Below are 19,014 nucleotides of genomic sequence, written 5' to 3'. Positions count from 1 at the left end.
CGCGCAGGTCACGTGTCACCTATGTCTCCGAACACCTGTTACCCATGTCTCCGGTCTGTACATGCGGGAGAGGGGAGCAAACCTTCTTACAGATAGACGATCAGCCCCACGCCCAGCACGATCAGGCCGAACTTGGTGACGTAGTAAAGCTGGCGGTTCCAGGCCTTGAAGCGGCGGCGATACTGGCCGCCCAGCCAGACAAAGCGGAACAACCGGTTGATCATGCCGGTCTGGTCGTGCTCGTCATTGGGCGAGCTGGCCGCGGTCATGACCTTGCGGCCCATCCAGTGGTTGAACTTCGCAGCCCAGCCGTAGCGCATCGGACGCTCGATATCGCAGAACAGGATCAGCCGGTTGGCATCGCTGCGGTTCTCGGCCCAGTGCAGATAGGTTTCGTCGAAGACCACGCCCTCACCGTCGCGCCAGCTGTGGCGCTCGCCGTCGACCTCGATAAAGCAGCGGTCGTCGTTCGGCGTGGCCAGGCCCAGGTGGTAGCGCAGCGAGCCGGCAAACGGGTCGCGGTGCGGGTTGAGCTTGCCGCCCGGCGGCAGCTCGGCAAACATCGCCGCCTTCACCGTGGGCAGCTCGCGCAGCAGCGCCACGGTCTTGGGGCAGAGCTGCTCGGCCGACGGGTGCTGGGCCTCGTACCACTTCAGGTAGAAGCGCTTCCAGCCGTACTTGAAGAAGGAATTGAAGCCGGCGTCGTCGTTCTTGTCCGCGGCCTTGATCTTGCGCATCGCGGCCAGCGCCAGCCCTTCGTCGCGGATCTCGGGCCAGGCGGCACGCAGCTTTTCCAGGTCGGGGAAGTTGTCGACCGGGATGTACGGCGTGCGGGGCACGCCCGAGAACGCATACATGAAGCAGTTGATCGGGGCCACCAGGGCCGAATGGTCCAGCAGCTGGCGCCAGATGCGCAGGCGCACCTTGCCGCGGAAGTGCACATACAGGACGGCACCGAGGTAGCCCGCGACGATAATCCACTTGATCACCGAAATCCTCCTGGTCAGCCACCTCCGCCGCGTGTCAGTCACAGCGCGGACCGGCTGGGTGAAAACGCGTATTTTAGCGAAACGGCAGAGCCGCCGCAGCTTGAGACGATTGCGGCACATGGCCCCGGTTCGGGCCGGGAAGTCAGGTTGGCGCGTTCAGGCCCCGCCGCGCGACTGCCGCGCGATGCGCTCGATCAGCGCCTGGGCGTCGTCGGGCAGGCCCTGCAGCCTCAGCAGGCGCGCGTTCAGCACCAGGTTTTCCAGCACCAGCTTGGCGGTCGAGGCCCACATCGTGGCCAGCAGCGCTTCCACCGGCAGGCCGGACGCTTCCATCTCGCTGGAGCGCTCGGCGATCAGCCGGCACGCCAGCCGGCGCAGCGCGGCGTCGTCGAACGGCAGGTCGGCGTAGTCGATGGGGTCTTCCTTCTCGACTTCCGTCATCAGTTGCAGCAGGGTGTCTTCTGTCATGGGCAGACTCCTGGCCTGGCAAGACGCGTGGGCTACACGCGGAAATCAGCAGCCATGTCGGCATCGGTGCGCGCCTCGAGGCGCCCCGAACGGCACGCGGCGACAAACTGGTCATAGTCGCGCTCGACCTGGTCGGCATAGCCATTGGCATAGCCTACCATCACGTCGGCCATGCGGTCGCTGCGCCCCAGGTAGCCGCTGACCTCGGCGGCCAGGCCGCTGGCCTTGGCGTGCGCGCGGGCCAGCACCCAGCCACACAGCGAGGCATAGCGGCCGAACAGCTCGGCATCCATCAGCTCGATCTGTGCCGACAGCTTCATGTCGCGCAGCTGCCGCAGATAGAAGTGCCGCCCGAACGGCCCCTTGGTCCAACCGAGGAACAGGTCGCTCGCGGCCTGCATCAGGCGCTGGCCCTCGACCACGCGCCGGCCCTCGTGCGCGGTCGGCGCGCTCTTGAAGTAACGCGCCACCACCGACCTGGTGGCCTCCTTGGCCTGCAGGAACAGCGGCTTGTCATGCTGGTCCACCATCAGCTGCACCAGGCAGCGCGTGCCCACGCTGCCCACCCCGCCCACCTTGAAGGCCACGTCATGGCGCGTGAAATGGCCGAGCAGCCGGCGCCGGTCGGGGGCCAGCGTGGACAGGTAGTCGTGGTAGGCCTGGTCCAGCGCCAGGTCCGCGTCGCTGGCGGCCAGCCAGTCGTCGCCCGGCCCGAACAGCGTCTGCTCGCCACGTACGTGGAAGATCGCCGGCGGCGCATCGAGTATCGACCAGCGGTCGCCGATGCGCTCGGCCAGCTTGGGCAACAGCGACTCGTGGGTGCGGTCGGCGGCGCGCTCCATGCCGCGCCGGATGCGTTTCTGGACTTCGGGCAAGGTTTCTTCTTCGAGCAGCCGCTCGAAGGTGATGCGGTCGTACCAGGTCTCGAGCATGCCCATTTCGCCATAGGCGAGCATGCGGCGCTGGTAGCTGCCCACCGCTTCGCGCACCACGTCTTCGGCCACAGCGGACTTGTGCCGCAGGTGGCGTGCCGCTACCACGAAGCTTGCGCACAGGCGCTTGAGGTCCCATTCCCACGGACCGGGGCTGGTTTCGTCGAAGTCGTTGAGGTCGAACAGCAGCGCGCGCTCGGGCGTGGCAAAGCCGCCGAAGTTGGCCAGGTGGCAGTCGCCGCAGATCTGCATATGCAGCCCGGAATCCGCGGTGCTGGCCAGGTCGTGCGCCTGGATGATGGCGCTGCCGCGGTAGAAGGCGAATGGCGACTGGATCATGCGGCCGTAGCGCAGCGGCACCAGCCGCTCAACCCGGCCCTGGCCGCTGATTTCCAGCAGTTCGACGGGGTCGCGGTCGACGTTGCCAATGGCCTCGTGCGCACCGCGCGGCACCTGCTGGCGGGCGGCCCTGCCGCGCTCGCGCCGGGCCTCGACAGTACCCTCGGCCCCGGCTTGCCCGCCCTCCTGACGTGTCGCCACCATGCCCCCCATGCCGGCGCCGCCAGCGGTTGCCATTTGTGCAGCATCTGCAACAGAAGCTAATGCACTGCGCCGCGGCTTGTCAATCGGCAGGCCACGGCGCGGGTCAGGCTGAGGTCGGGCGGATGTGCGCCGTGGCTCAGAGCGCGGGCGGCTGGCGACGGAAACCGACGCCGAAGCGGTTCCATGCATTGATGGCCGAGATCAGCAGCGTCAGGTCCGCCATTTCCTTTTCCGAGAATTGCTCGCGCAAGTCCTGGTAGTCCGCATCCGGCGCCTGGCTTTGCGGCAGCAGCGTCAGCGCCTCGGTCCACGCCAGCGCGGCGCGCTCGCGCGGGGTGAACCAGCTCACTTCACGCCAGGCCGGCAGCAGGTTCAGGCGGCGCTCGCTTTCGCCATGCTTGCGCGCATCGGTGATGTGCATGTCCAGGCAGAACGCGCAGCCGTTGATCTGCGAGGCGCGGATCTTCACCAGTTCCTTGAGCGTGGTCTCCAGCGAGCAGCGTGCCAGGTAGACCTCCAGGCCAACCATTGCCTTGTAGGCGTCAGGGGCCACGTCTTGCCAGTTCATCCGTTCTTCCATGATCGATCTCCGCTTTGACAGGTTGGATTCGGCGGGCACTGGTGTCGCGCCCGTTGGGATGAAAGATAGACCCATCGATTGGCCCCGTACACCGCCAATTTCCGGCAGAATCAGTAGACCAATCCTGACCGACGCGTACCTTATGGAACTGCATCTCGCCCTGGACCAAGCCAGCGACCTGACCGCGCAGATCGTCCACCAGATCCGCGACGCGATCCAGGGCGGCCGGCTCGAGGCCGGCGCACGCATGCCGCCTACGCGCCTGCTTGGCATCCAGCTGGGCGTGGCGCGCAAGACGGTGACCACGGCGTATGAACGGCTGGTGGCCGAAGGCTGGCTGCACGCGCGCGTCGGCGACGGCACCTATGTGGCCGAGGGGCTGGCCCGCCCGGCCGTGCGCATGGCGGCGGCGCCGGTGCTGCCGCCTGCCGTGCAGCGCTGGATGGCGGTGCCGACGCCGTTCCTGGACTCCGGCGGCGGCGCGCGCTATGCGTTCCAGCCGGGGCAGGCCGATACCACGCGCTTTCCGCATGAAGCCTGGTCGCGCTGCGTGCGCGCGGCGCTGGCCGCCGAGCGCCAGCGCCCGCCCGGCGCCGCCGATCCGGCCGGCGAGATGGTGCTGCGCCAGGCCATTGCCCGCCATATCGCCTTCACGCGCGGCGTGCAGAGCATGCCGACCGACATCCTGGTCACGGGCGGCGCGCAACAGGGCATCGACCTGCTGGCCCGGCTGCTGCTCGGGCCCGGCGCCGTGGTGGCGATGGAGGATCCCGGATATCCGATGGCGCGTTCGTTGTTCCAGGGGCTGGGCGCACGGGTGGTGCCAGTGCCGGTCGATGGTGAAGGGCTGGTGGTGGAGGCGCTGCCGAACGATGCCACGCTGGTCTATGTCACGCCATCGCACCAGTCGCCGCTGGGCGTGCCGATGACCCTGGCGCGGCGCCAGGCGCTGCTGGACTGGGCGGCACGCCGCCACGCGGTGATCCTGGAAGATGACTACGACAGCGAATTCCGCTACGGCGGCCAGGCGCTGGACGCACTGCAGACGCTGGACCGGCATGGCCGCGTGGTCTACCTAGGCACGTTCTCGAAGACGCTGGTGGCGAACCTGCGCGGCGGCTACCTGGTGGTGCCGCCCTGGCTGATGCCGGCCGCGCGCAAGGTCAAGCACCTGATGGACTGGTACACGCCGACGCTGATCCAGCAGGCGCTGGCGCGCTTCCTGTCCGAGGGGCACCTGCTGCGCCATATCCGGCGCTCGCACGCGCGCCACGCCCAGCGCCGCGCCCGCCTGCTGGCGCGGCTGCACGGCGACCTGTCGCCGTGGCTGGAGCCGCTGCCGGCATTGGCGGGCTTCCACCTGGCGGCGCGGCTGCGCGTGCCGGTGGCGTCCGAGGCACTGGTCTCGACCGCGCGCCTGGCCGGCCTGGCACTTGCCACGCTCGATCCCTGCTATGCCACGCCCCCTGCTACCTGCGCGGGGCTGCTGCTGGGCTTCGGCGCCATCGACCTGCTGGATATCGATCCTGCCCTGGACCGGCTGGCAATGGTACTCTCTGCACTGGTACCTGAGCCGGCGCACGCCACGTGATGCGGGCCGCACAGGAGCGATACCAGGTGACGCATGCCGCGCGCATGCCATCACAGCGACATGGCGCCGCAGTCATGCTGGTATTTCGCAAACCGACGTGAACAAACCGGAAGCGTGCGGGTCTCATTCGCACTTTCCACACAACCAGAGTCGCGTTCATGACCAAGCGTTTGTTGTCCGCCATGCGTCAGTACGCATGGTTTGCCGGGGTGAAGCACCATGTCGTGCAGGGCGTCGAAGCCCTGGCGGAACTGCTCAAGTCCCCTTCCGCCGCGGCGCGCGCCGTCGCGGCCATCGTTGCCGAAACCGAGCACGGCGTTCAGGTCTGGGTCTCGTACTTCGGCAAGCCGCTGGATCCGCACACCAACTACGTGCTGTGGCCCAACCGCGCGCTGCGCCCCGCGCGGCGGCGCATCCAGCCCTCTCCGATCGAACTGTTGCAGATGCAGCGACGGCGCGACGGATAGCCGCGCCTGCTTGCTGGCTGACGTTATGCAGCGCCCTCGTGAGGGCGCCGCCGGCGTTCAGGCGTCCGCCCAGCGGCGCAGCAGGTTGTGATAGACCCCGGTCAGGCCGATCACCGATTCATGCGCCTGGCCGAGTTCCTGCGCCACCTGGCGGATACGCGCGTCCAGCTCGAACAGCAGCGCGCGCTGGCCATCGTCGCGCACCATGCTCTGGATCCAGAAGAACGATGACACCCGCGCCCCGCGCGTGACCGGCGTCACGTGGTGGATGCTGGTGGCCGGGTACAGCACCATATGCCCGGCCGGCAGCTTCACGCGCTGCTGGCCGTAGGTGTCCTCGATCACCAGTTCGCCGCCGTCGTATTCCTCCGGCTCGGTCAGGAACAGCGTCGCCGACAGGTCGCTGCGGATGCGGAAGCTGGTGCCGCGCAGGTAGCGGATCGCGTTGTCGACGTGGTTGGCAAAGGTATGCCCGCCCTCGTAGCGGTTGAACAGCGGCGGATAGACCTTCAGCGGCAGCGCCGCCGAGAAGAACAGCGCGTTGTTGCCGAGCGCGTCCTGGATCAGGTCGCCCACCTGGCGCGCCGCCGGCGAGCCCTCCGGCAACTGCAGGTTGCGCTTGGCCAGCGCCGACTGGTAGCCCGAGGTCTCATTGCCGTCGGCCCACGCCGCCGCGTCGATGACCTGCCGGACTTGCGCCACCTGGGCCTTGGACAGTACGTCGGGAATCTGCAGCATCATGATGGCAATAATGTCGGGATGAATCGGGCAGGTGCACATTGTATGGGAAGCGCGGCAGGGACCAGAACAAGAATCATTACTGTTTGATCCTGTGCAGGCGGCGGGCTTCACTACAATGGGTTCTGTATCCCCGTCACCGACAAGGAGCCGACATGTCCGAACCGCTACACGATGAAGCGCTGGTCAATCTCTACCTGGAACGCATCTCGGCTCTCTCGGTGAGCGCCTTCGATGGTGCCGATGTCAGCGGCGAGCTCGATGCGGTGATGCGCGAAGCGGTAACCAAGTGCCAGGCCGCGGGCGGGCCGCAGGCGCAAGGAACACTGACGGTGCTGGCCACGCGGCTGCGTGAGCATGCCGACGCCGCGGAGCGTGAAGACCAGCCGCTGGTGCGCGATACCTTCAGGCGTGCGGCGGAACTGGTGCGCACCTAGTGGTGCAAGCGCACGAACGCTGCAAGGCATGCCTTTGGGTTGCGCGGAATGACATCGGAGCAGTGAGTGAGTCAGGCCGGACGGCCTTGAGAACAACGCCTTGAAGGACTGCGGCGAATGCCGCTGGATACTGATATAAGGCGTTGGTTGCGGGGGCAGGACTTGAACCTGCGACCTTCGGGTTATGAGCCCGACGAGCTGCCAACTGCTCCACCCCGCGTCTGAAGGAGACGGATTATGGGCGATTCATCCGCGCATGGCAAGCGCTATTTTGCCGTGCGCATGAAATCGTTCGTTCCCGCCTCGCGCCGTCATGCAATGCGCCTGGCTTTGCCACCTCAATAGCAATAGATCACGGCATGATATAAGCCGTTGCGCCAACCACAATGACGCGCAGCTCTTACTCGGCGGGCCCCAGCAGCCGGTCCACCAGAGCATAGCCCGCGCCGAAGGCAGCCACCTCCGCCGCATGGCGCGTGGCGAACTGCTGCGGGCCGCTGGCAAGCAACTCGGTATCGCCCGCGTCGGCCGGGTCGGCGCCTTCCTGCGACACGCGGACTTCATAGCCCCAACGGCCGATGCTGTCCTGCCCTTGCGGCGATACCAGGACATAGACATCCATGCCGCGGTACTCTTCAACGCGCCACTCTGCGTTTTCCATGCGCTCAGCTCCCAGGGTCGAGGTTGTGCCTGATTCGAGCCTAGGAGGCCGCACGCACGACCGCAAGGCGTGACGCAGCAATCGCAGGTCTGCGCGGGTGCAGGTGGAAAGCGGGAACGGTAGCCGCGGCGCGCAAGTCGAATGGCACGACGGCGAGAGGACGGAAGCGAAAGAGGGCTTCCGTTTCCGGAAGCCCTCTTCTTTCTGCATAGGTGGCGCGGCTGGCAGGATTCGAACCCACGACCCCTTGGTTCGTAGCCAAGTACTCTATCCAACTGAGCTACAGCCGCACGCGAGAAAAAGATTATAACCCAGTTTTTATTTTTGGGAAGCCCCTTCGCAACTTTTTGTGATCTTTCTTTGGAAGGGGCGCAGCAGATGCCCGCCGGCGAGGTTCGCCTGTGGCGTTTTCCTATAATGACAGACCCAAGAAGTGATCCGGAACATGAACAAGGCATTTGTCAAAGAGTCGTCCGGCGACGAGGACGACGATCTCCCCGAAGGCGCAACGCCGCTACCTCCCGGCACCAAGAACTACATCACCGCCGAAGGCTACAACCGCCTGCGCAATGAGCTGATGCAGCTGATCGACGTCGACCGGCCCGATGTAGTGCAGATCGTGTCGTGGGCGGCCTCCAATGGCGACCGCTCGGAGAATGGCGACTATCTCTACGGCAAGAAGCGCCTGCGCGAGATCGACCGCCGCATCCGCTTCCTGACGCGCCGCCTCGACAAGGCGGAAGTGGTCGACGCGTCCCTGCAGGGCGACAACGACCAGATCTTCTTCGGCGCCACCGTCACCTACGCCAATCGCGCCGGCGAAGAAACCACCATCACCATCGTCGGCATGGATGAAGTCGACCTGGACAGCAACCACGTGAGCTGGATCTCGCCGATCGCCAAGGCGCTGATCAAGGCGCGCGAGGGCGACACCGTGGCGCTGCGCACGCCGGCCGGGGTCGAGCAGATCGATATCCTGGAAGTCCGCTACCCGTCGCGGAAACAATAGCCTGGAGTGGAGGCCGTTTTAGGGCGGCCCTGGCTAGGCGTGCGGCCGCAGACAGTACAAGTAGTACGGCAAGGCCGCGCAACGACGCCAAGGCCGTCCTAAAATGGCCTCCTAGCCGTCGTTGCGGTCGCGGAAGATGCGGATCACATCGGGGTTGCGCCGCAAGCCCCGCATCACGTTGGCCAGGTGCAGGCGGTTCTGCACCTGGATGATGAACTGCATATAGGTGGCTTCCTGGTGGCCGGCGTCCTGCTGCTCCATGGCCACGTGCGCGACGTTGGCGTCGGCGGCGGTCAGGTCCGCCGCGACGCGCGCGACGATGCCCTTGACGTTGCGCACCATCACCTTGATCGACACGTCGAAGGCGCGCGTGGTCTTCTTGGCCCACATCACGTCGATCCAGTGCTCCGGATCCTTGCTGTGCAGGCGCTTGGCGATCTTGCAGTCCTGCACGTGGATCTGCAGCCCTTCGCCCTTGCCCAGGTAGCCAACGATGGAGTCGCCCGGGATCGGGCGGCAGCACGCCGAGAAGATCATCGACATGCCTTCGTCGCCAGTGATCGGCACCGCGGGCGCTTCTTCGCCGGCGAAGGTCTGCACCGCCGCCAGCAGCGCGCTGTCGACATCGCCGGACAGCTCCTGGAGCAGGATCTCCATGCGCTTGGCCACCACCGCCGGCACGCGCCGGCCCAGTGCCAGGTCGGCAAAGATGTCTTCGCGCTGCTTGTTGCCGGTCCACTGCACCATGCGATCCCACACCGACTGCGGCACCGCCTTGAGCTCGAAGCCGAGCTGGCGCGCCGACTGTTCCAGCAGGCGCTCGCCGAGCTGGATGGCTTCGTCGAGCTTGGTGGTCTTCAGGTAGTGGCGGATCGCCGCGCGCGCCTTGCCGGTGCGCACGAACGACAGCCACGCCGGATTGGGCTTGGAGTACGGCGCCGTCACCACCTCGACGATATCGCCGCTCTTGAGCTCGGTGCGCAGCGGCAACATCTCGTTGTTGATCTTGACCGCCACGCACTGGTTGCCCAGGTCGCTGTGCACCGCGTAGGCGAAGTCCAGCGCAGTGGCGCCGCGCGGCAGCGCGCGGATATGGCCCTTGGGCGTGAACACATAGACCGCGTCCGGGAACAGGTCGATCTTGACGTGCTCGAGGAATTCCTGCGAATCGCCGGTCTGGCTCTGGATGTCCAGCAGCGACTGCAGCCACTGGTGCGCCTGCTGCTGGATATCGTTGGCGTGGTCGGCCTGGTGCTTGTACATCCAGTGCGCGGCCACGCCGGCCTCGGCGATCTGGTGCATGTCGCGCGTGCGGATCTGGAACTCCACCGGCGTGCCGAACGGGCCCACCAGCGTGGTATGCAGCGACTGGTAGCCGTTGATCTTGGGGATGGCGATGTAGTCCTTGAACTTGCCCGGCATGGGCTTGTACAGCCCGTGCAGCGCGCCCATCGCCATGTAGCAGTGCATCTGCGTTTCCACCACCACGCGGAAACCATATACGTCCAGCACCTGCGAGAACGACAGCTGCTTGTCGTGCATCTTGCGGTAGATGCTGTAGAGCGTTTTCTCGCGCCCGGACAGTTCGGCCACGATGCCGGCGTCGGCCAGCCCCTTCTGCGCGGCTTCCAGGATACGCTTGACCACCTCGCGGCGGTTGCCGCGCGCGGCCTTGACGGCCTTCTCGAGCGTGGCGTAGCGAAACGGCGAGCCGACCTTGAAGGACAGCTCCTGCAGCTCGCGGTAGATCGTGTTGAGACCGAGACGGTGCGCGATCGGCGCATAGATCTCCATGGTCTCCAGCGCGATGCGGCGGCGTTTCTCCGGCGGCACGAAGTCGAGCGTGCGCATGTTGTGCGTACGGTCGGCCAGCTTCACCAGGATCACGCGCACGTCGCGCGCCATCGCCAGCAGCATCTTGCGGAAGCTCTCCGCCTGCGCCTGCTCGCGGCTCTGGAATTCGAGCTTGTCCAATTTGGTCAGGCCATCGACCAGTTCGGCGACCTTGGGGCCGAATTTCTCGGCCAGCTCGCTCTTGGTGATGCCCTGGTCTTCCATCACGTCGTGCAGCAGCGCCGCCATGATGGACTGCACATCCAGCTTCCAGTCCGCGCACAGCTCGGCCACCGCCACCGGATGGGTGATGTAGGGCTCACCGCTCTGGCGGTACTGACCCAGGTGGGCTTCGTCGGAAAACTGGAAGGCCTCGCGCACGCGCGCCAGATCGGGCGCCTTCAGGTACGCGAGTTTCTCCATCAGCCGGGTGATGGAGATGACCTGCTGGCGCGGCGGCACCGCCGGCTGCGAGGTCGGGCCGAAGAAGTGCCGGTATGACTGCGCCAGCACTGCGTCGATAAACAGGCTGTCAGCCGCCGGCGCCACATCCTGCATCGCGGCCAGCTCATCCTGCAGCGCCGCGCCCCTGGACTTGCCCGGCGCCAGCGCGGGCGCGACGGCACGCTCGCCGACGACATCGTCGCCGAGCGGATCGGGAAGATTGGGAGCGCCGGTGCGCGCGTTCACGGAGGGCTGGCCCGGAATGGTGCGCTTACGCGCCGTAGGCGGGGCCGCATCGCCAAGCGCCGGCGCCACGGCAGTCGGCGACGGCTGGGAGGGAGGCTTGGAGGGCGAATGCGGCGAAGGCATGGCGGCGGCCCCTGGAATCCGGCTGGATACGTGCTGGCACGATGCGAGGATAAGCCATGGGCCGCCTGACCAATCAGGTCGGGACCTTCTTCAGCATCTCGATGCCGACCTGGCCCGACGCGATCTCGCGCAGTGCCACCACAGTCGGCTTGTCCTTTGCTTCGACTTTGGGCGTGTGGCCCTGCACCAGCTGACGGGCACGATACGTGGCCGCCAGCGCGAGCTCGAAGCGATTCGGAATGTGTTTCAGACAATCTTCGACGGTAATACGCGCCATATCAAATCCACCTTGGGACAAAACCTTACGTTGGGTTGCTATTTTACAGCACGCGGCGGAAAACGCCGGCGGCGCCCCGCGCAGCTGTCATCGGCAGGCATCGGCTCAGTGGATGCCCAGCTCGATAAACAGCTCCGTATGCCGTGCTTTCTGCGAGGAAAACCGCAGCCGCGTGGCGCTGATCACGTTGCGCAACTGCTCGAGAGCATCGTCGAAGACCTCATTGATGATGACGTAGTCCGACTCCGAGGCGTGGGCCATTTCACTGCCCGCCGCCAGCAGCCGGCGCACGATCACATTGGGCTCGTCCTGGCCGCGTTTTTTCAGGCGCTCTTCCAGAGCCGTCAGCGACGGCGGCAGGATGAAGATCTCGACCGCGTTGGAAAAGCGCTGGTGCACCTGCTGCGCGCCCTGCCAGTCGATTTCCAGCAGCACGTCGTTGCCCTGCGCCATCTGCTGCTCGATCCACACGCGCGAGGTCGCGTAGTAGTTGCCGTGGACCTCGGCCCATTCCAGGAAGTCGCCGCGGTCGCGCGCGGCGCGGAACGCGTCGACCGTGACGAAGTGGTACTCGCGCCCGTCCTGCTCGCCCGGGCGCGGGGCGCGCGTGGTGTGCGAGATCGACAGGCGGATGGCCGGGTCCTGCGACAGCAGCTTGTTGACCAGCGTCGACTTGCCGGCTCCTGACGGCGCCACCACCATGAAGAGGTTGCCGGGGTAGACGGTATCGATGGCAGTGTGAGGCGCGGATTGAGGCGTTGGGCTCATGATGATTCTTTGGTGATTCCTGGGGCTGTCTTTATTCGAGATTCTGGACCTGTTCGCGCATCTGCTCGATCAGCAGCTTGAGCTCCATCGAGGCATCGGCCAGTTCCTTGGCGGCGGCCTTGGAGCCAAGCGTGTTGGCCTCGCGGTTGAGCTCCTGCATCATGAAGTCCAGGCGCTTGCCGGCCTGGCCGCCCTTCTTCAGGATATGCCGGGTCTCGTTCAGGTGCGCCTGCAGCCGCGACAGCTCTTCGGCGATGTCGATGCGGATGCCGTAGACGGTGGCTTCCTGGCGGATGCGCTCGGCGATCTCGTCGCGGCTCATCGACGGCATGCCGGTGGGCGCGGCCAGGTTGAAGGCTTCCTGCAGGCGCTCGGTCAGCTTTTCCTGGTGGTGCGCGATCAGCTGCGGGATGGTCGGCGTCAGGCGCTCGACGATCGCCAGCATGGCGTCGATGCGCTCCACCAGCGTCGCCTTGAGCGCGTCGCCTTCGCGGCGGCGGGCTTCCAGCAACTGGTCCAGCGCCTCGCGCGCGGCGCCCAGCACCGCCTCGCGCAGTGCCTCCTGCGACAGTTCCGGCTCGACCAGCACGCCCGGCCAGCGCAGGATCTCGCCCATGCGCAGGGTGCCGGCGCTGGCGAAGGTGGCGGCGACGGTGGTTTCCAGCGCGCGGATCTGCGCCAGCAGCCCTTCATTGAGGGCCAGGGTGGCGCCGCCGGTGTCGGTGCGCTGCAGGTTGATGCGGCATTCCAGCTTGCCGCGCGACAGCTCGGCCATCAGCATCTCGCGCAGGGCCGGCTCGAAGGCTCGGCACTCTTCCGGGGCCCGGAACAACAGGTCGAGGAAACGCGAATTGACAGTGCGGAATTCCACCGAAACGGACGCGGAGCGCCCGCTGGGCTCGCCTTGCGCGTTGGTCAATGGCGCCTGGCGCGTCGCCAGGCCATAGCCTGTCATGCTGTGGATCATTGGATGTTCTCGTGAATGGCGGCGGCCCCGGGCTGGCGACCCGAGCACGCCCGCCTCGAGCGCCCCGCAAGGGATCCTGGGGACGCTCTCAATACGTTGAAAGGAGGGCAACAATGCCCTTATTTGTGTTCTTTACAAGTGACCGATTAGCCCGGACAATCCGGAGGCAAATCAGGTCCCTATTCCCATGACAGAGCCAAAGGGCACGACACAACCGAAGAGTGCACCGCTGCCCGTCGGCACGCTGTTGTCCAACTATCGTATTGTAAAGAAGTTGGCCAGCGGGGGGTTCAGTTTCGTCTACCTGGCCACCGACGATACCGGCGCACCGGTTGCCATCAAGGAATACCTGCCGTCGTCGCTGGCGCGGCGCAACCCGGGCGAACTGATCCCCGTGGTGCCCGAGGAAAACGCCGCCGCGTTCCGGCTTGGCCTGAAGTACTTCTTTGAAGAGGGCCGCTCGCTGGCCCGCATCTCCCATCCCAGCGTGGTGCGCGTGGTGAATTTCTTCCGCGAGAACTCCACCGTCTACATGGTGATGAACTATGAGCTGGGCAAGACGCTGCAGGAGCACGTGCTGGCCGCCCGCCAGCAAGGCGGCCCCAAGGTGCTGCGCGAGCATTTCATCCGCAAGGTCTTCCACGACCTGATGAGCGGCCTGCGTGAAGTGCATATCCACAAGCTGCTGCACCTGGACATCAAGCCCGGCAACATCTACCTGCGCGAGGACGAATCCCCGATCCTGCTGGATTTTGGCGCCGCGCGGCAGACCCTGACCATGGAAGCGGCCCGCTTCCAGCCGATGTACACCCCCGGCTTTGCCGCGCCCGAGCTCTATGGCAAGCATTCCGACCTGGGCCCGTGGACCGATGTCTACAGCCTGGGCGCGACGCTCTACGCGTGCATGGCCGGCATGCCGCCGCAGGAAGCCAACCAGCGCGAAAAGGAAGACCGCATGGGCGATGCCCTGGCGCGGCTGCGCAGCAGCTACACCAACGGCCTGGTGGACCTGGTCGAATGGTGCCTGCGGCTGACGCCGGCCGAGCGCCCGCAGAGCGTGTTCCGGCTGCAGAAGGAGTTGCGCGAGCAGACCAACGCCCTCGGCGAACAGGCGCTGGCGCCGCAGACGCAAGCCCCGGCCCTGGCGCCGGCGGAGCGGCCCGCGGCGACATCGCGCTTCCTGACCCTGCTGCGCCGGCGTGACGAATCCGTCCCCGGCGCGAGCGTCGACTGAATCACAAATCTGGCGCCCCGCTTGCGGCCAGTCCACTGAATTCCCTGAAAGCCAACATGCGATTCTCTGTCTACCAGGAAAGCAGGAAAGGCGGCCGCCGCGTCAACCAGGACCGCATGGGCTATTGCTTCACGCGCGACGCGCTGCTGATGGTGCTGGCCGACGGCCTGGGCGGCCATGCGCACGGCGAAGTCGCCGCGCAGCAGGCGCTGCAGACGCTGGCGCGCCAGTTCCAGGTGCAGGCGCGGCCCACGGTGCGCAACCCGGCCGAGTTCCTGCAGGACACCATCATGCTGGCCCACCGCGAGATCCACCGCTATGCCGAGGCCAACCAGATGGCGGACGTGCCGCGCACCACGGTGGTCTGCTGCCTGGTGCAGCAGGGCCAGATCTACTGGGCCCACGCCGGCGACTCGCGCTATTACCTGCTGCGCAAGGGCCGGCTGCTGACGCGCACGCGCGACCACTCCAAGATCGAGAACCTGCTGCAGCAGGAGCGCGTGCTGCCGATGCACGTGGCCAACCACCCGGAGCGCAACAAGCTCTACAACTGCCTGGGCTCGCCCAACCTGCCGCTGATCGACCTGGGCGGCCCGGTGCGGCTGGAGCCGGGCGACGTGGCCCTGCTCTGCTCCGACGGCCTGTGGGGCGCGCTGGAAGAGCCCGCGCTGGTGGACAAGCTGTCGCGCCTGTCGGTGGTGCAGGCGGTGCCCGCGCTGATCGAGCAGGCGCTGCAGAACGCCGGCGAAGGTGCCGACAACACCACCGGCATCGCCATGATGTGGGAACTGGACAGCAATGCGGCGGGGCAGGATTCGGTCATGACCGACACCCTGCCGCTGAACGCCTTCACTACCTCGATCCTGGAGCGCACCGGCTCGGAAAGCGACCTGCTGTCCGAAGAGGAGATCGAGCGCTCGATCGCAGAGATCCGCGCCGCCATCGACAAGACCAGCAACCTGATGCGGTAATGCCTTGCCCCGGCGGCGCGCCGGGGCAACTGTGCAGCGCTCCAGGGCTGGCGGCGTTAGAATCGCGGTCTCTCCCCGATTCGGACAAACCATCCCATGCGACCCAGCGGCCGCGCAGCCGATGCGCTGCGTTCCATCAGCCTTACCCGCCACTACACCCGCCACGCCGAGGGCTCCGTCCTGTGTGCCTTTGGCGACACCAAGGTGCTTTGCACCGCCAGCGTGCTGGCCAAGGTGCCGCCGCACAAGAAGGGCAGTGGCGAAGGCTGGGTCACGGCCGAATACGGCATGCTGCCGCGCGCCACGCACACCCGCTCTGACCGCGAGGCCGCGCGCGGCAAGCAGACCGGCCGCACCCAGGAAATCCAGCGCCTGATCGGCCGCGCCATGCGCTCCGTGTTCGACCTGGCGGCGCTGGGCGAATACACCATCCACCTGGACTGCGACGTGCTGCAGGCCGACGGCGGCACCCGCACCGCGGCCATTACGGGCGCCTTTGTCGCCGCCCATGACGCGGTTTCGACCATGCTGCGCGATGGCCTGATCGTTGCCAGCCCGATCCGCGACCATGTTGCCGCGGTCTCGGTCGGCATGGTCGACGGCGTGCCGGTGCTGGACCTGGACTACGCCGAGGACAGCAGCTGCGACACCGACATGAACGTGGTCATGACCGGCAGCGGCGGCTTTGTCGAGGTGCAGGGCACCGCCGAAGGCGCGCCGTTCAGCCGCGCCGACCTGGACGCCATGACGCGCCTGGCCGAAGCCGGCATCGCCCGCCTGGTGCAGCACCAGCGCGAAGCGCTCGGCCTGGCCTGAGGAGCGGGACCCGCGATGCAACGCCTGGTACTGGCTTCCAACAACGCCGGCAAGCTGCGCGAATTCGGCGCGCTGCTGGCCCCGCTCGGCTTTGACGTGGTGCCCCAGGGCGAACTGGGCATTCCCGAGGCCGAAGAGCCCTTTGCCACCTTCGTCGAGAACGCGCTGGCCAAGGCCCGCCATGCCAGCCGGCTGGCCGGGCTGCCCGCGCTGGCCGACGATTCCGGCATCTGCGTGCAGGCGCTGGACGGCGCGCCCGGCGTCTATTCCGCGCGCTATGCGCAGATGGCCGGGCAGGCCAAGTCGGATGCCGCCAACAATGCCCACCTGGTCTCGCAACTGGCCGGCAAGCTGAACCGCCACGCGCACTACTACTGCGTGCTGGTGTTCGTGCGCCACGCCGAAGACCCTTGCCCGATCATCGCCGAAGGCCTCTGGCACGGCGAGGTCGTCGACGCGCCGCGCGGCGCGGGCGGCTTTGGCTACGACCCGCACTTCCTGCTGGCGCACCTGGGCAAGACCGCCGCCGAGCTATCGCCCGAAGAGAAGAACACGGTCAGCCACCGGGCCCAGGCGCTGCGCGCGCTGGTGGCACGGCTGCAGGCCGATGCCGCGCAAAGCGCCACCCGATGATCCCGATCGTACCGGTCTCCGCGTCCGTGCCCGTGGACAGCAAGCAGCTCTGGCTCAAGCCCGGGCAGATCAGCCTGCCCGGCTCGCCGCCGCTGTCGCTGTACGTGCATATCCCGTGGTGCGTGCGCAAGTGCCCGTATTGCGATTTCAACTCGCACGCCGCACCCGGCGCCGACAACCACGAGATCCCGGAAGACATCTACCTGGACGCGCTGCGCGCGGACCTGGAGCAGTCGCTGCCGCTGGTGTGGGGCCGGCCGGTGCATACGGTCTTTATCGGCGGCGGCACGCCCAGCCTGCTGTCGGCGGCAGGCATGGACCGGCTGCTGTCGGACATCCGCGCGCTGCTGCCGCTGGATGCCGACGCCGAGATCACGATGGAGGCCAACCCCGGCACCTTCGAGGCCGACAAGTTCGCCAGCTACCGCGCCAGCGGCATCAACCGGCTGTCGATCGGCATCCAGAGCTTCAACGACCGGCACCTGCAGGCGCTCGGGCGCATCCACGGCGGTGCCGAAGCGCGCAAGGCGATCGACATCGCCCAGGCCAGCTTCGACAACATCAACCTGGACCTGATGTACGCCCTGCCCGGCCAGACGCTGGATGAATGCCGGCAGGATGTGGAAGCCGCGCTGTCGTACGGCACCACGCACCTGTCGCTGTACCACCTGACGCTGGAGCCCAACACCCTCTTCGCCAAATTCCCGCCCGCGCTGCCGGACGACGACAGCGCGTACGAGATGCAGGACTGGATCGAAGCGCGCACGGCCGAGGCCGGCTACCGGCACTACGAAACCTCGGCGTATGCAAAGCCGCATCGCGAGGCGCGCCACAACCTGAACTACTGGCGCTTCGGCGACTACCTCGGCATCGGCGCCGGCGCGCACGGCAAGCTGTCGTTCCCGCATCGGATACTGCGCCAGATGCGGCACAAGCATCCGGCCACCTACATGGAGCGGGCGCTGGCCGGCAATGCCGTGCAGGAAGCGCGCGATGTCGGCGCCGACGAGCTGCCGTTCGAGTTCATGCTCAACGCGCTGCGCCTGACCGACGGCGTGCCGGCATCGAGCTTCCACGACTACACCGGGCTGCCGCTGCATACCATCAGCAAGCAGCTGGCCGAGGCGGAAAAGAAAGGGCTGCTGGAAGCGGACCTGACCACCATCCGCCCCACCGAGCTGGGCCGGCGCTTCCTCAACGACCTGCAGGAGATGTTCCTGAAGGACTGAGCGCCGACGAGCACCGGTACAAGAAAAGGCCACGCGATGCGTGGCCTTTTACATGCTGGCAAACGTCAGGCTGGCATGTCAGTACGGCGTTGCCATGTCATTGGCCACGCGTGCGCGCATGCCCACCTGCAGGTTGCCCAGGCTCGACTGGGTCACCGTGGCGATGCGGCCATCATCCAGGCGCACGTTGACGCGGTACGCGGTCTGGGTGTTGCTGCCCGCGCGCTTCTCGATCTGGTTGCCGGCCACGGCGCCGACCACGGCACCGCCGATGGTCGCCGCGGTCTGCCCGCGCCCGCCGCCGATCTGGTGGCCCAGCAGGCCGCCGGCCGCACCGCCGATCACGGTGCCGAGCAGGCCCGAGCTGCCTTGCGTACTGGTGATCGGTTCAATCGATTCCACGCGGCCGTAGTACACCGCGCCAGCCGGGGCCTGCGAGGTGTTGGGAGTCTGGTACCCCGGAGGCGGGGCGTTGTAGCCGGTGTTGTAGCCGCTGTCATACGGGGCGGCACAACCGGCCAGCACAGCCGCTGCAGCCACCGGAACGATCAGCCATTTCTTGCTATGGATTCGCATTTTGAGTTCTCCTCTGTTGCCAGGCGAAAGCCGGGGATGCGGCACACACCGCGCCATCCGGCACGACAATATGAGCGATGCCGGCGTGTGAAGGTTCCGTAATGTCAGACAGACGCCGACATCCGCGGCAGCGGATGTGGCAGGAAGTTTACGCGCGCTTGCGTGCCGCAACACAAGACCACCATCGATCCACGCGAGCCTTGTATAATGCGCGGCCTGACCGTCAGGTCTGCAGGCGGCAGCGCGCCGGGCCCATGCCCTTTCGCGCTACAATGCCCGCACTTCCAGGAAGCGTGGCCGAGTGGTTTAAGGCAGCAGTCTTGAAAACTGCCGATGGGGTGACCCATCCGTGAGTTCGAATCTCACCGCTTCCGCCAGACAAGAGAAACGGCCCGGACCAGTAACTGAACTGCACCCCAAAAGTTGGACGTTGATCCAATCTTTGGGGTGTTTTTCATGACGAAGTACGACGAGGCATTCAA

General features: G+C 66.5%; 20 protein-coding genes and 3 tRNA genes. 10 read left to right on the top strand and 13 right to left on the bottom strand.

Translation table 11 applies throughout. From position 1 onward, the window contains the following. Positions 1-86: 86 nt before the first annotated feature. The 4 genes from lpxO to AC3WVS_RS31040 form a co-directional block, all read right to left on the bottom strand. Positions 87-989, bottom strand: a complete 903-nt coding sequence (gene lpxO, locus AC3WVS_RS31055) for a lipid A hydroxylase LpxO (protein WP_492321711.1) — start codon at positions 987-989, stop codon at positions 87-89. 156 nt (positions 990-1,145) lie between these two features. Continuing rightward, on the bottom strand, positions 1,146-1,457 hold the full coding sequence (locus AC3WVS_RS31050; RefSeq protein WP_010809215.1) for a hypothetical protein: 312 nt from the start codon (positions 1,455-1,457) through the stop codon (positions 1,146-1,148). A gap of 32 nt (positions 1,458-1,489) precedes the next feature. Beyond that, a complete protein-coding gene (locus AC3WVS_RS31045; RefSeq protein WP_492321712.1) occupies positions 1,490-2,932 on the bottom strand; it encodes a DUF2252 domain-containing protein in 1,443 nt (480 codons plus the stop codon). Positions 2,933-3,068: 136 nt separating this feature from the next. Next, a complete protein-coding gene (locus AC3WVS_RS31040) occupies positions 3,069-3,512 on the bottom strand; it encodes a carboxymuconolactone decarboxylase family protein (RefSeq protein WP_492321710.1) in 444 nt (147 codons plus the stop codon). A 142-nt stretch (positions 3,513-3,654) separates the two neighbouring features. Here AC3WVS_RS31040 and pdxR point away from each other — a divergent pair, with 142 nt between their 5' ends. Together pdxR and AC3WVS_RS31030 are read left to right on the top strand one after the other, a co-directional pair. Next, positions 3,655-5,103, top strand: coding sequence for a MocR-like pyridoxine biosynthesis transcription factor PdxR (pdxR, locus tag AC3WVS_RS31035; RefSeq protein WP_492321709.1), 1,449 nt, complete (start codon positions 3,655-3,657; stop codon positions 5,101-5,103). Positions 5,104-5,261: 158 nt separating this feature from the next. Then, positions 5,262-5,570 (top strand): hypothetical protein, encoded by a 309-nt coding sequence (locus AC3WVS_RS31030; RefSeq protein ID WP_010809219.1) that lies wholly within the window; start codon positions 5,262-5,264, stop codon positions 5,568-5,570. 57 nt (positions 5,571-5,627) lie between these two features. Here the strand turns inward: AC3WVS_RS31030 and AC3WVS_RS31025 are convergent, their stop codons facing one another. Beyond that, a complete protein-coding gene (locus tag AC3WVS_RS31025; protein WP_492321708.1) occupies positions 5,628-6,311 on the bottom strand; it encodes a Fe2+-dependent dioxygenase in 684 nt (227 codons plus the stop codon). 152 nt (positions 6,312-6,463) lie between these two features. On the opposite strand from AC3WVS_RS31025, the gene AC3WVS_RS31020 reads away from it, so the two are divergent. Beyond that, the gene (locus tag AC3WVS_RS31020; protein WP_035819589.1) at positions 6,464-6,745 is read left to right on the top strand and encodes a hypothetical protein; all 282 of its coding nucleotides are present in this window, start codon (positions 6,464-6,466) and stop codon (positions 6,743-6,745) included. Between the two features lie 144 nt (positions 6,746-6,889). On the opposite strand, the gene AC3WVS_RS31015 is transcribed toward AC3WVS_RS31020, so the two are convergent. The 3 genes from AC3WVS_RS31015 to AC3WVS_RS31005 form a co-directional block, all read right to left on the bottom strand. Then, positions 6,890-6,965: transfer RNA gene (locus AC3WVS_RS31015), tRNA-Met, on the bottom strand. A 180-nt stretch (positions 6,966-7,145) separates the two neighbouring features. Continuing rightward, entirely contained in the window at positions 7,146-7,406 is a 261-nt protein-coding gene (locus AC3WVS_RS31010) for a hypothetical protein (RefSeq protein WP_013955938.1), read from the bottom strand. 213 nt (positions 7,407-7,619) lie between these two features. Continuing rightward, positions 7,620-7,696: transfer RNA gene (locus AC3WVS_RS31005), tRNA-Arg, on the bottom strand. A gap of 155 nt (positions 7,697-7,851) precedes the next feature. Here AC3WVS_RS31005 and greB point away from each other — a divergent pair. Next, entirely contained in the window at positions 7,852-8,415 is a 564-nt protein-coding gene (gene greB, locus AC3WVS_RS31000) for a transcription elongation factor GreB (protein WP_492321707.1), read from the top strand. Positions 8,416-8,526: 111 nt separating this feature from the next. On the opposite strand, the gene AC3WVS_RS30995 is transcribed toward greB, so the two are convergent. From AC3WVS_RS30995 to AC3WVS_RS30980, 4 genes are all read right to left on the bottom strand, one after another. Continuing rightward, on the bottom strand, positions 8,527-10,938 hold the full coding sequence (locus tag AC3WVS_RS30995) for a RelA/SpoT family protein (RefSeq protein ID WP_492321706.1): 2,412 nt from the start codon (positions 10,936-10,938) through the stop codon (positions 8,527-8,529). Positions 10,939-11,134: 196 nt separating this feature from the next. Continuing rightward, positions 11,135-11,338, bottom strand: coding sequence for a DNA-directed RNA polymerase subunit omega (rpoZ, locus tag AC3WVS_RS30990; protein WP_006578656.1), 204 nt, complete (start codon positions 11,336-11,338; stop codon positions 11,135-11,137). Positions 11,339-11,443: 105 nt separating this feature from the next. After that, the gene (gmk, locus tag AC3WVS_RS30985) at positions 11,444-12,106 is read right to left on the bottom strand and encodes a guanylate kinase (protein WP_010809225.1); all 663 of its coding nucleotides are present in this window, start codon (positions 12,104-12,106) and stop codon (positions 11,444-11,446) included. A 31-nt stretch (positions 12,107-12,137) separates the two neighbouring features. Continuing rightward, a complete protein-coding gene (locus AC3WVS_RS30980) occupies positions 12,138-13,073 on the bottom strand; it encodes a YicC/YloC family endoribonuclease (protein WP_492321705.1) in 936 nt (311 codons plus the stop codon). A 187-nt stretch (positions 13,074-13,260) separates the two neighbouring features. Between AC3WVS_RS30980 and AC3WVS_RS30975 the strand changes: the two genes are divergently transcribed. The 5 genes from AC3WVS_RS30975 to hemW all read left to right on the top strand — a co-directional run bounded on the left by AC3WVS_RS30975 (position 13,261) and on the right by hemW (position 17,956). Then, positions 13,261-14,307, top strand: coding sequence for a serine/threonine protein kinase (locus tag AC3WVS_RS30975; protein WP_492321704.1), 1,047 nt, complete (start codon positions 13,261-13,263; stop codon positions 14,305-14,307). Between the two features lie 56 nt (positions 14,308-14,363). Beyond that, positions 14,364-15,278, top strand: coding sequence for a PP2C family protein-serine/threonine phosphatase (locus AC3WVS_RS30970; RefSeq protein WP_010809228.1), 915 nt, complete (start codon positions 14,364-14,366; stop codon positions 15,276-15,278). A 96-nt stretch (positions 15,279-15,374) separates the two neighbouring features. Further along, positions 15,375-16,094: a ribonuclease PH gene (gene rph / locus AC3WVS_RS30965; protein ID WP_492321703.1), complete on the top strand. Its 720-nt coding sequence runs from the start codon at positions 15,375-15,377 to the stop codon at positions 16,092-16,094. Between the two features lie 15 nt (positions 16,095-16,109). Next, positions 16,110-16,727, top strand: coding sequence for an RdgB/HAM1 family non-canonical purine NTP pyrophosphatase (rdgB, locus tag AC3WVS_RS30960; RefSeq protein ID WP_492321702.1), 618 nt, complete (start codon positions 16,110-16,112; stop codon positions 16,725-16,727). Further along, positions 16,724-17,956: a radical SAM family heme chaperone HemW gene (hemW, locus tag AC3WVS_RS30955; protein ID WP_492321701.1), complete on the top strand. Its 1,233-nt coding sequence runs from the start codon at positions 16,724-16,726 to the stop codon at positions 17,954-17,956. Before rdgB ends, hemW begins: the two co-directional genes overlap by 4 nt. 78 nt (positions 17,957-18,034) lie before the next feature. Here the strand turns inward: hemW and AC3WVS_RS30950 are convergent, their stop codons facing one another. Continuing rightward, complete coding sequence (locus AC3WVS_RS30950; RefSeq protein WP_010809232.1) at positions 18,035-18,532, bottom strand: outer membrane lipoprotein; 498 nt, start codon at positions 18,530-18,532, stop codon at positions 18,035-18,037. A gap of 287 nt (positions 18,533-18,819) precedes the next feature. Here AC3WVS_RS30950 and AC3WVS_RS30945 point away from each other — a divergent pair. Next, a tRNA-Ser gene (locus AC3WVS_RS30945) sits at positions 18,820-18,909 on the top strand. The last annotated feature ends 105 nt before the right edge of the window (positions 18,910-19,014 follow it).

This window comes from Cupriavidus sp. CPT47-8839-RL05A (assembly GCF_058792255.1).
This window is presented reverse-complemented; position numbering and strand designations above follow the sequence as displayed.

Excerpts from the sequence above, each read along its gene's own strand:
- AC3WVS_RS31050 (WP_010809215.1), bottom strand. The coding sequence starts at position 1,457 with ATGACAGAAGACACCCTGCTGCAACTGATGACGGAAGTCGAGAAGGAA.
- AC3WVS_RS31045 (WP_492321712.1), bottom strand. The coding sequence starts at position 2,932 with ATGGTGGCGACACGTCAGGAGGGCGGGCAAGCCGGGGCCGAGGGTACT.
- AC3WVS_RS31040 (WP_492321710.1), bottom strand. The coding sequence starts at position 3,512 with ATGGAAGAACGGATGAACTGGCAAGACGTGGCCCCTGACGCCTACAAG.
- pdxR (WP_492321709.1), top strand. The coding sequence starts at position 3,655 with ATGGAACTGCATCTCGCCCTGGACCAAGCCAGCGACCTGACCGCGCAG.
- AC3WVS_RS31030 (WP_010809219.1), top strand. The coding sequence starts at position 5,262 with ATGACCAAGCGTTTGTTGTCCGCCATGCGTCAGTACGCATGGTTTGCC.
- AC3WVS_RS31025 (WP_492321708.1), bottom strand. The coding sequence starts at position 6,311 with ATGATGCTGCAGATTCCCGACGTACTGTCCAAGGCCCAGGTGGCGCAA.
- AC3WVS_RS31020 (WP_035819589.1), top strand. The coding sequence starts at position 6,464 with ATGTCCGAACCGCTACACGATGAAGCGCTGGTCAATCTCTACCTGGAA.
- AC3WVS_RS31010 (WP_013955938.1), bottom strand. The coding sequence starts at position 7,406 with ATGGAAAACGCAGAGTGGCGCGTTGAAGAGTACCGCGGCATGGATGTC.
- greB (WP_492321707.1), top strand. The coding sequence starts at position 7,852 with ATGAACAAGGCATTTGTCAAAGAGTCGTCCGGCGACGAGGACGACGAT.
- rpoZ (WP_006578656.1), bottom strand. The coding sequence starts at position 11,338 with ATGGCGCGTATTACCGTCGAAGATTGTCTGAAACACATTCCGAATCGC.
- gmk (WP_010809225.1), bottom strand. The coding sequence starts at position 12,106 with ATGAGCCCAACGCCTCAATCCGCGCCTCACACTGCCATCGATACCGTC.
- AC3WVS_RS30980 (WP_492321705.1), bottom strand. The coding sequence starts at position 13,073 with ATGATCCACAGCATGACAGGCTATGGCCTGGCGACGCGCCAGGCGCCA.
- AC3WVS_RS30975 (WP_492321704.1), top strand. The coding sequence starts at position 13,261 with ATGACAGAGCCAAAGGGCACGACACAACCGAAGAGTGCACCGCTGCCC.
- AC3WVS_RS30970 (WP_010809228.1), top strand. The coding sequence starts at position 14,364 with ATGCGATTCTCTGTCTACCAGGAAAGCAGGAAAGGCGGCCGCCGCGTC.
- rph (WP_492321703.1), top strand. The coding sequence starts at position 15,375 with ATGCGACCCAGCGGCCGCGCAGCCGATGCGCTGCGTTCCATCAGCCTT.
- rdgB (WP_492321702.1), top strand. The coding sequence starts at position 16,110 with ATGCAACGCCTGGTACTGGCTTCCAACAACGCCGGCAAGCTGCGCGAA.
- hemW (WP_492321701.1), top strand. The coding sequence starts at position 16,724 with ATGATCCCGATCGTACCGGTCTCCGCGTCCGTGCCCGTGGACAGCAAG.
- AC3WVS_RS30950 (WP_010809232.1), bottom strand. The coding sequence starts at position 18,532 with ATGCGAATCCATAGCAAGAAATGGCTGATCGTTCCGGTGGCTGCAGCG.